The organism is Rhodococcus sp. NPDC055024 (assembly GCF_053608585.1).
Map to the genome: position 1 here is coordinate 42,350 of NZ_JBSGVT010000025.1, position 13,635 is coordinate 55,984.

The window sequence follows — 13,635 nt, forward strand, 5'->3', positions numbered from 1 at the left end:
GGGCGCCTACCCACCAGGAGAAATCCCGACTAGGATTGCTCTATGGACATGCCCAAGCTCCTCGACGGGCGACTCAAACTCCGCCATCTCCTGCTCGTCGACGCATTGAGCCGTCAGGGCAGCGTGGTCGGTGCCGCTGCCGCACTTCACATCACGCAACCCGTCGCGACACGAAGCCTGCATGACATCGAGTCCATCCTCGGTGTCTCGCTCTTCGACCGCGGCCCGCGCGGAATCACTCCGACCATTTTCGGTGAGGCATTCACCACTCATGCTCGGGCCGTGATCGCGCAGCTGACCGAAGCGGGGCGGCACGTCGTCGAGCTTGCCGACGCCAATCGCGGAACCGTCATCGTGGGAACACATCTCGCCGGATCCAACGTGCTGCTTCCGGGCGCCATCGCGCGACTGAAGGTCCAGCACCCCCTGCTCACGGTCATCGTTCGCGAAGGCACACCCGAGCAGTTGCTCACCGATCTGGAAGCCGGTCGGATCGACCTGATCGTCGGCCGTCTCACCTCACCTACCGACGACACCGCGATCAGGCGAAACCTCTACGCGGAGTCGGTCGAACTCGTCACCCGCGTGGATCATCCACTCGCCCACCGCGAGGACATCCAACTCGAAGAACTGCGCGGCTTCCCCTGGATCCTGCCCGGTGTCGAGACAGTGCTTCGCCGCGAGCTCGAGGAGTTCTTCGCCCGCAACGGCCTGCCGTTGCCCGAAAATCGCGTCGAGGCAACCTCTTTCCTCACCGTGCGTCAGCTGCTGGTCGAGACCGACATGATCGCGGTACTACCGAGTCTCATCCCCCGAGACGACGCACGTTTGACCACGCTGTCCATCACGCTCGATCCGATCGGGCACAGCGTCGGCATCACCTCGTCGGCGACTCGAACGTCGAGCCCGTCCGCGCAGGCGTTGATCGCGACGCTGAAGTCCTTTGCAGACGAGCTCATGCGACCGTGAAACGCGGACCGGCCCGCTCCCCTCCCAGGGAACGGGCCGATTCGGAACAATCTCGCACTCAGACGTTTTCGGAGACGCGAATCTCTTCGTGCTCCAAGCCCCGCGACGAATCGGGGACAAGCTTGAACAGTGCGATGGCGCCGACCAGGCTGATCGTGCATATCGAGGCGAGGTACCAGGTGACGCCCACCGAAGACCCGGTGGCGTCCAGCAGTGCGGTGGCGATCATCGGCGCCAGTCCGCCGCCGAGGATCGCACCACTCTGGAGGATCAGAGACGAACCGGAGTAGCGGACCTTGGCCGGGAACGTGTCGGCGATGATGCTGCCCTGAACGCAATGGGTGACCGGAACGATGAGACCCATACCCAGAAACGCGATGACAGCGATCACTTTGTTCTCGGTGTTCAGTAGCGGGAAGAACACGATGCACCACAACAGGATTGCAGCTGATCCGCCGATGAACATGTGTCGACGCCCGTACTTGTCGGCGATCTTGGTCCAGAACGGTATGGAGAGGAACCAGAGGACAGCCGCCGCAGTCACGCTGAGCACGAGGAACTGCTTGTCGTAGCCCAGATGTTGAGTTCCGTACGACAGAGTGAACACCATGAAGGCGTACGCCACGGCGGAGTTCGCCAAGCACGCGGCCAGCGTCAGCGACAGACGCGGGAAGCCGACCTTGAGCGATTCACGCAGCGGGAAGCTGACTATTTCGCCCTTCTCCATGATCCCGGCGAATGACGGTGACTCGGTGACGCGCAAGCGAATCACCAGACCGATCGCCACCAGAACGAAGCTGAGCAGGAACGGGATTCGCCATCCCCACGAGGCAAACGCGGAGTCCGACATCACGGCATTGGTCGTGAGGAAGATGCCGTTGGCCAGAACAAGTCCGGCCGGTGTGCCCATCTGCGGGAAACCTGCGTACAGATTCTTCTGCCCGGCCGGTGCATGCTCCATCGACATGAGCGTCGCGCCGGCGCCTTCACCACCCAGACCGATGCCCTGAACGACGCGCATGGCCACCAGAAGGACAGGCGCCCAGAATCCGATGGAGTCGTAGTTCGGGATGAGGCCGATGAGCGTCGAACCGACGCCCATCATCACCAGGGAGACCACAAGTGTGGCCTTGCGCCCGATCCGGTCGCCGAAGTGCCCGAACACGAGTCCGCCCACCGGCCGCGCGATGAATCCGACGGCGAAGGTGCTGAAGGCAGCCAGCGTGCCGGCAGTGGGGCTCAGGCTCGGGAAGAATTGTTTGTTGAAGATCAGCGCGGCAGCTGTGCCGTAGAGGAAGAAGTCGTACCATTCGAGAGTTGTGCCGGCCAGAGTTGCCATGGCAACTCGGCTACGGGCAGCTTTCTCCGGCAACGGCTTTCCGTCACTCGTTGTGCTGTTGGATATCTTGTCTGACATCGCGGAACCTATCGATTGGATGGGGCAGGCGGACGATGAAATCTGTAGTCACCGACCCCGTCTTCGGGATTGTCGGCATCACGAGCGTCGTCGATCGTTGTGTTTGGAATTGTGCTCGCTCGAGACATGACTCACAAATGCCGAATTCACCGTCCGCCATACCGGAAAGGGTATAGCCGGGGTCTCAGACGAGACCCAGGAAACGTTCGGCATTCCCCCGCGAGATCAGTTGGCGCGCAGCGTCGTCCAAGAACTCACTCTTGCGAACCACCTCACCGACCGGACGCTCCCCCAAGGGATACGGGTAATCACTACCCACCATCACGCGGTCCACCCCCACCATGTCCACCAGCAGTCGCAGCGCACGCTCGTCGAAGACGACGGAATCCACGTAGAACCTTCCCAGGTAGTGCGAAGGCGGGAACTGCGACGTACCGATGATGTCGTTGCGGCCGTGCCAGGCGTTTTCCATCCGGCCCAACCAGAACGCGAAAGATCCACCACCGTGCGCAAATCCGATCTTGAGACGATCGTCGATCTTGTCGAACACCCCACCGAGAATCAGCGCGAGTATCGACAGGTGCGTTTCGGCCGGCATAGCAGTGAGCCACTGCGCCATCCAGCGATCGAGGCGCGGAGAGTTGGCCATGTCCCACGGGTGCACGAATACCGGCACGTCCAGCGACGCGCAGTGCTGCAGGAACGTCACCACGCCCTCGCTGTCGAGGTCCAGATCGCCGACATGATTGCCGATCTCGACACCGCGGTGCCCGTTCGCGATGCACCGCTCGAGCTCACGGCACGCTGCGTCGGTGTCTTGCAGAGGCACCTGGCAGAACGGAATCAACCGATCCTTCGCCGGCTCCACGATCTCGAGTGCGAGGTCGTTGAAAATCCGTGCAATGCGACTTGCCTGCTCACCGCTCCGGCCGTAGTTGAAGAACGCCGGAGTGGGCGAGACGACCTGCGTCTGCACGCCGTCGGCATCCATGTCCCGAAGCCGCACCTCGGCGTCCCAGGCATCGGACTGGATGCGGCGGAACTCCTTGGTGCCCATCATGATCATGGCTTCGGTTTCCGACTCGACCTTCAGCCACGGTGCCTGCGGTCCCGCGTCTTCGGTCAGATCCGGCCACCCGTTGGGCACGTAGTGGGTGTGGATGTCGATCAGGTTGCTCATCGCTCAGCCCTTGCCGGGATGGAGCGTGCCGCACTTGTCACACGTGCGGGCTTTTTCGCTCTCGTAGAACTTGACGAACACCGGCGGCAGGTCGGCCACGATGTCACGCACCTGAAGTTCGACCTCGTGAATCTTGTGATCGCATTCGAGGCAGTACCACTGGAACTTCTCGAGCGTGCCTTCCTTGCGGACTCGTTCGATGACCAGGCCGATCGAACCCGCGGTGGGACGCTGCGGCGAATGCGGAATGTCTCCCGGCAGCAACCAGGTTTCACCCTCACGAATGTCGACGCGCTGAGGACCGTCCTCGGTCATGACGTTGACGTGGATGTCGCCTTCGAGCTGGTAGAACCACTCCTCGTACGGATCGAGGTGGTAGTCGGTCCGCTGGTTGGGGCCGCCGACGACCTGCACGATGAAGTCGTCTCCCAGCGCCATCGTCTGATTGTTGACGGGCGGCTGCAGGAGGTGGCGGTTGTCGTCGATCCACTTCTTGAAGTCGATGACGGGAGGAATCGTGGTCATGATGCATTCTCCGTATCTTCGGACGCTGAGCGCTTGGCGGCGGGCACGTACGCCACACCGGAAATTTCGATGAGCAGGTGCGGGTGGGGCAGTTGGTGGACAGCCACAGTCGTTCTCGTCGGACCGTTTTCGTCGAACAGTTCGGCATACACCTCGTTGTATCCACCGAAGTCGTTCATCGACACCAGGTACGAGGTGACCTGAACCAGATCACTCAGTTCTCCGCCCACTTCGGCAAGGATCGCCGCGATGTTCTCGATGACGGCACGGGTCTGCGCCCGAATGTCGAGCGCCGTGGTCCCCATCTCGTCGACCTCGACGCCGACAAACGTGTTGTCGGGCCGACGCGAACTGGTGCCGGAGACGTAGACGAAGTCGCCAACCACCTTGACGTGCGGGAACTTTCCGCGCGGCTTCGCCAGCTTCTCGATGACCTGCGCCCCACTCATCGCTTCACACCTTTCACCGTGACGGTTCCGAGGCCGTCGATGCTGCACTGCGCGACGCCCTCGTCGAGTCGCACAGCTGCTGTGGCGGCGCCGGCCAGAATTACCTGCCCAGCGCGCAACGGAATTCGGCGTCGGCGAGCGATGTCGAGCAGTGCGTGCAGAGCTCGCACCGGGTCGCCGAGAATGGCTGCTGTGGTACCGACTACCGTCTCGCCGCCGACTTCCATACGCACGGAACGGTCCTCGACGTTCTGCAGCGGCAGCCAACGCCCGATCACGTACCCGGCGGCGCTGGTGTTGTCAGCGACGACGTCGGTGTAGGTGAAGCGGAAGTCGCGGTAGCGCGAGTCGATGATCTCCATTGCGGGAGCAAGTGCGTCGACGCAGGTTTCGATGTCGACGTTCGGATCGTCGAGATCGACGTCCTTCGACAGGCGGTATGCCACTTCGGGTTCGATCTTGGGATGAATGAACGTCGTCAGGTCGACTTCGCCGCCGTTGCTCACGCACATCGCGTCGGTCAACTGACCGACGATCACCTCGGAGACACCCATCTGCGCCATCTTCGCTTTGCTGGTGAAGCCGAGCTTGATGCCCACGATCGATTCACCACGGCTGGTGCGTCGTTCGAGGAGTTCGTTCTGGATCCGGTAGGCCTCGTCGATGTCGATGGTGTGATCGTCGGCGAGGCTGGGGGTGTCGGTGCGACTCTGCGCAGCGTCGTCGAGGCGACGGGCGAGCGCGGATACGGTGTCTTCTGGGGCTGTCATCACGCCTCGCTCATTTCTGGAGAACTTTTGCGGTTTCGATGTTCACAGTTGCACACACACGTTTGTCGGTTCGGTGTAGAAGTGCAGTGAGGACTCGCCGCCCTCACGTCCGATGCCGGACAGGCCCATGCCGCCGAAGGGAGATCGCAGCTCACGGGTGAACCACGTGTTGACCCAGGAGATTCCGACGTTCATCTTCTGCGCGACGCGGTGTCCGCGGCGCAAGTCGTTGGTCCACACGGAGGCAGCCAGGCCGTACTCGGTGTCGTTTGCCAGGGCGATCGCTTCGGCTTCGGTGTCGAACGGAATCAGTGCTGCGACGGGTCCGAAGATCTCCTCTCGCACCGCGCGATCCTTGTTGGTCAAGCCCGTCCACAGGGTGGGTTCGATCCAGGATCCGCCCGACAGTTCCTGTCCGAGATCCGGAATACCGCCGCCGGTCAGCACTTTCGCGCCTTCCTGGTCGGCGATCTCGAAGTAGTCGAGTACCTTCTTCCGGTGCGCCTGCGAGATGAGCGGACCGGTCGTCGTCGCAGCGAGCGTCGGGTCGCCCAGACGCAATCCTGCTGCCCGCTCGACGAGTCCACCGGCAATGTCGTCGAAAATGCTGCGGTGCACGTACACCCGCTCGGTGCACAGGCAGACCTGGCCGGTGTTGGTGAACACCGACTTGGTCAGACCCGTCAGCGCTTCGTCGATGTCGACGTCGTCGAACACGATCGCGGCATTCTTGCCGCCGAGCTCGAACGAGACCGGACGGACCCGCGGGGCAACGGTTTTCATGACATGGGAACCGGTTGCCGAAGATCCGGTGAAGGTGACGCCGTCGATACCGGGGTGCGTGGTGAGGAATTCGCCGGCCGAGTTCGCGCCGAATCCATGGACGACGTTGTAGACGCCGGCAGGCAGGCCGACCTCTTCGAGCACCTCGGCCAGCAACGACGCAGTCGCCGGGGTTTCCTCGGAAGGTTTGACCACCACGGAGTTTCCGCACGCGAGCGCGGGCGCAACCTTCCAGGTCAGGAGAAGCAGCGGCAGGTTCCACGGAACGATGACAGCGACCACGCCGAGCGGCTTGCGGATCGCGTAGTTCAGCGCCTGCTTGCCACCCGCGAGATCGGTGACAAACGATTCCTGTCCGGCAGCGGCGACGATGTCGGCGAACGTGCGGAAGTTCGTCAGGGCGCGCGCGACGTCGAGTTCTCGTGCCTGCGTGATCGGCTTACCGGTGTCCGCCATTTCTGCGGCGACGAACTCTTCGAATCGTTCCTCGATCCGGTCGGCGGCCCGCCTCAGCAGAGCCGTCCGCTCCCGGACCGGCGTATCGGCCCAACCGTTGTCCAGAGCGCGTCTGGCGGAAGTCACGGCCCGATCGACCAGGGCCTTGTCGGCCTCGTGGACCCGGGCGAGAACACGGCCCGTTGCTGGGTCGACCTGATCGAAGCTCGACGACTCGTCGGGTTCGACATAGGAGCCGTCCACGTAATTGCGGATCCATCCGTCGCATTGTGAGGTCATGGACTAACTATTGGCCCGTGACCCATATCAAACAAATGCAAAAACTGCCGCCAGCTATACCTCGATCGGCATAGGTGGCGGCAGTTCAGCCAGGCAACTCAGCGACGCAGATACGCCAACTGCACGTTGACGGATTTTTCCGCCACCGGCCACAGCTTCGGGTCCACGTCTGAGTAGACGTGTTCGACGACGTCGCGAACCGAGGCCGACTCCCCCAACGTCGACAGAGCATCTCGCACCTGATCCAGACGCTCCTCGCGGTGAGCCAGGTACTGCTGCGAAATCGCCTGCAGATCGGGGAGGTCAGGACCGTGCCCGGGCAGAACCGTCAATCCTTCACCGAGCGCGGCCAGCGACCGCAGCGAGGTGAGGTAATCCCCCAGATCGCCGTCGGAATCGTCGAGAACTGCCGTGCCGCGGCCGAGAATGGTGTCGCCCGTCAGCACGCTCGCATCGTTCTCGACGACGATCGACACCGAGTCAGCGGTGTGCCCCGGAGTCGCGAGGATCCGCAACTTCAGGCCCGCTACCTCGATCACTTCACCGTCGACAAGCGCCGAAGCGCCCCCACGCAGAAATGTGGGGTCGACGGAACGCACTGGAGCCGAAGTCAATTCGTGGAAACGGTCCACCCCGCCGGTGTGGTCGTAGTGCCGGTGCGTGATCAAGGTCAGCGCTACCGGACCCACACCAGCGACCCGTTGCAGGTGTTCCTCGTCGTTGTCGCCTGGATCGACGACAACACACTCGACGCTGCCGGGAGCATGCAGAATCCAGGTGTTCGTACCGTCCAGCGTCATCATGCCCGGATTGTTCTCGAGCAAGACCGAGGCGATGTCGGTGACGCGGCGAAGCTGCGCGTAGGCGGGATGGACCGTCGACATCAGCGAACTTCGACGATCAGTTCCACCTCGACGGGTGAACCGAGGGGAAGTTCTGCCACTCCGACAGCCGAACGAGCGTGGATGCCGGCGTCGCCGAGCACCTCGCCGAGGAATTCGGATGCGCCGTTGATCACGCCGGGCTGACCGGTGAATCCTTCGGCGGATGCCACGAAGCCGACGACCTTCACGACGCGGACGACGTTGTCGATGCCGACCAGCGCGTCGATGGCAGCGAGGGCGTTGAGCGCGCAGGTACGTGCCGCGGCCTTGGCGTCCTCATCCGACACGCCCGCGCCGAGCTTGCCGGTCAGCGCCAACTTTCCGTCGACGAACGGGAGCTGACCCGACGTGTACACATGGTTGCCACTGCGAACCGCGGGAACGTACGCAGCGACGGGTGCCGCGACGGCGGGAAGTGCGATGCCCAGTTCGGCGAGACGCTCCGACCAGGTCTGTGTTGCCTCTGCCATGTGATTCAGCCCTTCGGACGCTTCATGTACGCGACGTGCTGCTCGCCCGACGCGCTCGGCAGGACTGCGACGAGTTCCCAGCCGTCGACACCCCAGTTGTCGAGAATTGCCTTCGGATTGTGGACCAGCAACGGAGTCACGGTGTATTCCCAGGAAGTTATTTCGCTCATGCGCTGAGCCTATCCCGCGTACATCTTCGGCCCCAGACTTATAGGCTCGCGGTGTGGTTGCATCCCAAGATGAGCTGAGCAGGACCTGGCCCGAGTCTGCGACGAAGGCCCGCCTGCACTTTGTGTCGGGTAAAGGCGGAACCGGTAAGTCCACGGTTGCCGCCGCGTTGGCGCTCGCGTTGGCCGAAGGAGGCAAGCGCGTTCTCCTCGTGGAGGTCGAGGGCCGTCAGGGAATCGCGCAACTCTTCGACGTACCGCCGCTTCCACCGCAGGAGACCAAGGTCGCGGCTGCCGAGGGTGGCGGTGAAGTGATGGCTCTTGCCGTCGACATCGAGACCGCGTTCCTCGAATACCTCGAGATGTTCTACAACCTCGGCTTCGCCGGCCGAGCGATGCGAAAGTTCGGCGCCATCGAATTCGCCACGACCATCGCTCCCGGTCTTCGCGACGTTCTGCTCACCGGCAAGATCAAGGAGTGCGTCATCCGCACCGATCGAACCGGCAAGCGCGTGTACGACGCCGTTGTCGTCGACGCTCCCCCGACGGGACGAATCGGCAGCTTCCTCGACGTCACCAAGGCGATGGCCGATCTCGCCAAGGGCGGCCCGGTGCATTCCCAGAGCGAAGGCGTCGTTCGCCTGCTGCACTCGCCGGAAACCGTCGTACATCTGGTTGCGCTTCTCGAAGCGCTGCCCGTTCAGGAAACTGCCGACGCCGCCGCAGAACTTGCGCGCAACGACCTCAACCTCGGTGCCATCATCGTCAATCGCGCCAGCCCGAGGTTCTTGCCCGAAGATCAACTCGCTGGTGCCGCGGCCGGCAATATCGACGCCGCTTCGATCCGGTCGACGCTCTCCGACGTCGGCATCGATCTGTCCGACGACGACTTCGCGGGCCTGCTCACCGAGACGATCGAACATGCTTCGGTGCTCGAAGCTCAAGAATCCAGTGCGGAGAAGCTCCGCGAGATCGACGGCGCGCGGGTACAACTTCCCGCACTCGCCGACGGCGTCGATCTCGGTGGGCTGTACGAGCTGGCCGAATACCTCACGGAACAGGGCGTGTGATGACCGAGACCACTGAGAACGTGACGGTCGGCAGTTCCAGGACCGGCCGACGCGCAGCGCCTGCCCTCGATATTTCGGCGATCATCAAGGACCCGACGGCACGGATCGTGGTGTGTTGCGGCGCAGGTGGCGTCGGCAAGACCACGACGGCTGCGTCGCTGGCATTGCGTGCGGCCGAAGAGGGCCGACGCGTAGTCGTCCTCACCATCGATCCGGCCCGGCGCCTCGCGCAGGCCTTGGGTGTTGCCGAACTCGACAACACTCCGCAGCCGGTGAAGCTGGGGCCCGAGGCCACGGGTGAACTGCACGCGATGATGCTGAACATGCGTCGAACCTTCGACGAAATGGTCATCGAGCATTCCAGCCCTGAGAAGGCCGAGCAGATCCTGGCGAATCCCTTCTACCAAACCGTTGCCACATCGTTCTCCGGAACGCAGGAGTACATGGCGATGGAGAAGTTGGGGCAGTTGGCGTCGAACGACGCGTGGGATCTGGTGATCGTCGATACCCCGCCGTCACGCAATGCACTCGACTTCCTCGACGCTCCGCAGAGGCTCGGCAACTTCCTCGACGGACGGATGATCCGGTTGCTCTCCGCACCCGGCCGAGGCCTGACCCGGCTCGTGGCCGGCGCGATGGGATTGGCTCTGAAGGGCGTCTCGACCATCGTGGGAAGCCAAATGCTCTCGGATGCATCGGCATTCGTGCAGTCACTCGACTCGATGTTCGGCGGTTTCCGCGAACGCGCGACGAAGACCTACGAATTGCTACGTCAGCCGGGGACTCACTTCCTGGTGATCGCAGCGGCCGAACCCGACGCTCTCCGTGAAGCGGCATTCTTTGTCGATCGTCTTGCCGGCGACTCGATGCCGTTGGCCGGGTTGGTTCTCAACCGCACACACCCGACATTGACGGCATTGCCTGCCGATCATGCGGTGACTGCCGCCGACAAACTGGAAGCAAAGGAAAGTGCGACCGAGGCCGAGGCCCTCACCGCAGCTGTTCTCCGTATCCATGCCCATCGGGCAGTGATCGCGAAGCGAGAAATCGCCTTGCTGAGCCGATTCACCGCAGCTCACCCGAGGGTGCCGCTGATCGGTGTTCCGTCGCTACCGTTCGAGGTCTCGGACCTCGAGGCGCTGCGTGCGGTGGGAGATCAGCTCACTCGCAAGGGCTGATCCCCCGATCGGCCGGGGTCAGACTGCTGAGTGATGCTGGCGCTGGTCTTCGAAGAACTCGGACCAGGAATCGACGTCGGGGTGCTGCTTGAGCAGTGCGCGGCGCTGACGTTCCGTCATTCCGCCCCACACACCGAACTCGACACGATTGTCGAGAGCGTCGGCTCCGCACTGCATGAGTACCGGGCAGTGACGGCAGATGGTGGCCGCCTTGCGCTGCGCGGCGCCACGAACAAAAAGTTGGTCGGGGTCGACCTCGCGGCATCGTGCCTGAGTTACCCAGGCAATTCGTGCCTCGGCCTGCTCGATGTCCAAACGGCTACTCGGGGTGGCTGTGTACATTCTGGGTCCCCTCTACAAAGTCTGACCGTCGCCATGGGGCGAGCAGCGCACCATCTCAGCAGTCCCGCGGTAGCACGTGAAAGCTGAGACACATTCGTGATCGAGTGTTACGTCGATCACACTGATCACAATTTAGGTAAAGAACGGCCCTAACGCAAGACGGTCGGGGGCATTTTTTGGTACGGCAGTACAAAGCGCGTGTTCAGAAGGTTTTGAACACCCGCAAAACACTGAAACCGGTTCCAATGGGTGGGCACACGTACTCTGTAGATCGTGTCGATTGCAAAAACAGTGGCGAAGCTCGCCGGAAGCTCCGCATTGGCGGGTGTCCTGGTCGCAGGGGTGATGTTCCCAGTGGCGGGCGGATTCGGATTCGCGTCCAACCGCGCTGCCGATACCGTCGACAACGTCTCGGCCGAACTGGTCGAAGGCACGGTCCCCGCGGTGTCCACCATGGTCGATTCCGCCGGCAACCCCATTGCCTGGCTCTACGACCAACGACGCTTCGAAGTCCCGAGCGAGAAGATCTCCAACAACATGAAGTTGGCGATCGTCTCCATCGAGGACCGACGGTTCCCCGACCACAAGGGCGTCGACTGGCAGGGAACGCTGCGCGCCTTCCTCACCAACACGACAACCGGTGAAGTGCAGCAGGGCGCGTCGACACTCGATCAGCAGTACGTGAAGAACTACCAGCTGTTGGTCGTCGCCAAGACGGATGCCGAGCGTCGCGCTGCCATCGAGACCACCCCGGCCCGAAAGATCCGCGAGATCCGGATGGCACTGACACTGGACAAGGAACTCACGAAAGACGAGATCCTCACCCGATACCTGAACCTCGTCCCGTTCGGCAACGGATCCTTCGGCATTCAGGACGCGGCTCAGACCTACTTCGGCGTCGACGCCGCAGATCTGACCGTTCCGCAGTCCGCGATGCTGGCCGGCATGGTGCAGTCCAGCTCCGCGCTGAACCCGTACACGAACGTCGAGGGCGTGACCGAGCGTCGTAACACCGTGCTCGACACAATGATCACGAACATTCCGGATCGCGCCGACGAGTTCCGGGCTGCGAAGGAAGAGCCCCTCGGCGTCCTGGAAACTCCCAATAACTTGCCGCGCGGCTGCATCGCCGCAGGCGATCGTGGTTTCTTCTGCGACTACGCACTGAAGTACCTCTCGGACGCCGGGATCACACGCGACCAGATCAACGACGGTGGTTACCTCATCAAGACCACTCTCGACCCGCAGGTTCAGGCATCCACCAAGGCCGGCCTGAATGCGAACGCGAGCGCCAACCTCGACGGCATCGCCAACGTCATGAACGTGATCAGGCCCGGTCAGGATTCACACAAGGTCATCGCGATGGCCAGCAGTCGCACGTACGGACTCAACGCGGACGCCGACGAAACCGTCCAGGCGCAGCCGTACTCCCTGGCCGGCGACGGTGCGGGCTCCGTCTTCAAGATCTTCACGACGGCTGCGGCGATGGAAAAGGGTCTCGGCATCAACGCGACCCTCGACGTACCCAAGCGCTTCGAAGCCAAGGGCATGGGTAGCGGCGGCGCCGCAGGTTGCCCGGTCTCGACGTACTGCGTGGAGAACGCCGGCAACTACCCGCCGACGCTGTCCGTGACCGACGCGCTGGCTCAGTCCCCCAACACCGCTTTCGTCAAGCTCATCGAGGCAACCGGTGTCACGCCGACGGTCGACATGGCTGTCCGTCTCGGCATGCGCTCGTACGCCGATCCCAACACCTCGGGCTTCGACGAGCGCAGCATGGCCGACTTCCAGAAGGAACAGAACCTCGGTTCGTTCACCCTCGGCCCCACCTGGATCAACCCGCTCGAACTCTCCAACGTCGCAGCCACTCTCGCCTCGCACGGCAAGTGGTGCCCGCCGAGTCCCATCGATTCGGTCTTCGACCGCTACGGCAAGCCGGTGGCTGTCACCGAGCAGGGCTGTGAGCAGGTTGTCGAGCCCGGCTTGGCAGACACCCTCGCCAACGCGATGAGCCGTGACGACGTCGGCGCCGGTACGTCTGCCGGTGCCGCGAGCAGCGCCGGATGGAGCCTGCCGATGTCGGGCAAGACGGGTACCACCGAGACTCACAAGTCCTCGGCGTTCCTCGGCTTCACCAACAACCTCGCTGCTGCGGTCTACATCTTCGGCGACTCCCCGACGCCCGGCGAGATTTGCTCGAGCCCGCTGCGCCCCTGCTACAGCGGCAACTTGTACGGCGGTACCGAACCGGCGAGATCCTGGTTCGCGGCAATGAACCCGGTCGCCAACAACTTCGGGCCCACCTCGCTGCCCCCGATCGACGAAAAGTACGCACGGGGATCACAGAACGGCCAGGTTCCCGAGGTTGTCGGCCTGAGCCAGTCGGCAGCGACGTCCCGGCTTCAGGCGTCCGGCTTCACCGTCAATTCCGTGACGACGGCATCCGGAGCGCGCGCGGGAACGGTCACCGGAGTTTCGCCGTCCGGGTCCGCGATCCCGGGTTCGACCGTCACGATCTACATCAGCGACGGTTCCGTGAGGGCTCCGGCCGCACCCGCATCCCCCGCGGCCCCGGCACCGGGCGCAACTCCCCCGGATGCGACTCCGCCCGGAGGTGAACCCGCACCGCCTGCGGGGACCCCGCCGAACTGACGGCCCTGAAACAAGAACGGCCGCGATCTCCGAGTGATTCGGAG

Annotated in this window: 14 protein-coding genes; 4 read left to right on the top strand and 10 right to left on the bottom strand. The window is 63.1% G+C overall.

The features are described 5' to 3' along the window. Positions 1 to 42 precede the first annotated feature (42 nt). The gene (locus ACWF6P_RS30700) at positions 43 to 969 is read left to right on the top strand and encodes a LysR substrate-binding domain-containing protein (RefSeq protein WP_230816521.1); all 927 of its coding nucleotides are present in this window, start codon (positions 43 to 45) and stop codon (positions 967 to 969) included. A gap of 58 nt (positions 970 to 1,027) precedes the next feature. Here the strand turns inward: ACWF6P_RS30700 and ACWF6P_RS30705 are convergent, their stop codons facing one another. From ACWF6P_RS30705 to ACWF6P_RS30745, 9 genes are all read right to left on the bottom strand, one after another. After that, the gene (locus ACWF6P_RS30705) at positions 1,028 to 2,386 is read right to left on the bottom strand and encodes an MFS transporter (RefSeq protein WP_452623558.1); all 1,359 of its coding nucleotides are present in this window, start codon (positions 2,384 to 2,386) and stop codon (positions 1,028 to 1,030) included. A gap of 184 nt (positions 2,387 to 2,570) precedes the next feature. Next, entirely contained in the window at positions 2,571 to 3,566 is a 996-nt protein-coding gene (locus tag ACWF6P_RS30710) for an amidohydrolase family protein (protein ID WP_452623559.1), read from the bottom strand. Positions 3,567 to 3,569: 3 nt separating this feature from the next. Then, positions 3,570 to 4,091, bottom strand: coding sequence for a 3-hydroxyanthranilate 3,4-dioxygenase (locus tag ACWF6P_RS30715; RefSeq protein ID WP_378634210.1), 522 nt, complete (start codon positions 4,089 to 4,091; stop codon positions 3,570 to 3,572). Next, a complete protein-coding gene (locus tag ACWF6P_RS30720) occupies positions 4,088 to 4,540 on the bottom strand; it encodes a RidA family protein (protein WP_138871577.1) in 453 nt (150 codons plus the stop codon). Before ACWF6P_RS30720 ends, ACWF6P_RS30715 begins: the two co-directional genes overlap by 4 nt. Continuing rightward, a complete protein-coding gene (locus tag ACWF6P_RS30725) occupies positions 4,537 to 5,310 on the bottom strand; it encodes a 2-keto-4-pentenoate hydratase (RefSeq protein WP_378445731.1) in 774 nt (257 codons plus the stop codon). The genes ACWF6P_RS30720 and ACWF6P_RS30725 overlap by 4 nt, the downstream gene beginning before the upstream one ends. A 42-nt stretch (positions 5,311 to 5,352) precedes the next feature. Further along, positions 5,353 to 6,828 (bottom strand): 2-hydroxymuconic semialdehyde dehydrogenase, encoded by a 1,476-nt coding sequence (locus ACWF6P_RS30730; protein ID WP_452623560.1) that lies wholly within the window; start codon positions 6,826 to 6,828, stop codon positions 5,353 to 5,355. 98 nt (positions 6,829 to 6,926) lie between these two features. Beyond that, positions 6,927 to 7,712 (bottom strand): MBL fold metallo-hydrolase, encoded by a 786-nt coding sequence (locus ACWF6P_RS30735; protein WP_452623561.1) that lies wholly within the window; start codon positions 7,710 to 7,712, stop codon positions 6,927 to 6,929. Then, positions 7,712 to 8,182, bottom strand: a complete 471-nt coding sequence (locus ACWF6P_RS30740; protein ID WP_003943508.1) for a RidA family protein — start codon at positions 8,180 to 8,182, stop codon at positions 7,712 to 7,714. The genes ACWF6P_RS30735 and ACWF6P_RS30740 overlap by 1 nt, the downstream gene beginning before the upstream one ends. Before the next feature lie 5 nt (positions 8,183 to 8,187). Continuing rightward, positions 8,188 to 8,352: a hypothetical protein gene (locus ACWF6P_RS30745; protein ID WP_003943454.1), complete on the bottom strand. Its 165-nt coding sequence runs from the start codon at positions 8,350 to 8,352 to the stop codon at positions 8,188 to 8,190. 53 nt (positions 8,353 to 8,405) lie between these two features. On the opposite strand from ACWF6P_RS30745, the gene ACWF6P_RS30750 reads away from it, so the two are divergent. Beyond that, entirely contained in the window at positions 8,406 to 9,419 is a 1,014-nt protein-coding gene (locus ACWF6P_RS30750; protein WP_317553458.1) for an ArsA family ATPase, read from the top strand. After that, positions 9,419 to 10,597, top strand: coding sequence for an ArsA family ATPase (locus ACWF6P_RS30755; protein WP_452623562.1), 1,179 nt, complete (start codon positions 9,419 to 9,421; stop codon positions 10,595 to 10,597). The genes ACWF6P_RS30750 and ACWF6P_RS30755 overlap by 1 nt, the downstream gene beginning before the upstream one ends. Before the next feature lie 18 nt (positions 10,598 to 10,615). On the opposite strand, the gene ACWF6P_RS30760 is transcribed toward ACWF6P_RS30755, so the two are convergent. After that, positions 10,616 to 10,939: a WhiB family transcriptional regulator gene (locus ACWF6P_RS30760; RefSeq protein WP_007732375.1), complete on the bottom strand. Its 324-nt coding sequence runs from the start codon at positions 10,937 to 10,939 to the stop codon at positions 10,616 to 10,618. A 291-nt stretch (positions 10,940 to 11,230) separates the two neighbouring features. Between ACWF6P_RS30760 and ACWF6P_RS30765 the strand changes: the two genes are divergently transcribed. Next, positions 11,231 to 13,591, top strand: a complete 2,361-nt coding sequence (locus tag ACWF6P_RS30765; RefSeq protein ID WP_452623564.1) for a penicillin-binding protein — start codon at positions 11,231 to 11,233, stop codon at positions 13,589 to 13,591. Positions 13,592 to 13,635 lie beyond the last annotated feature (44 nt).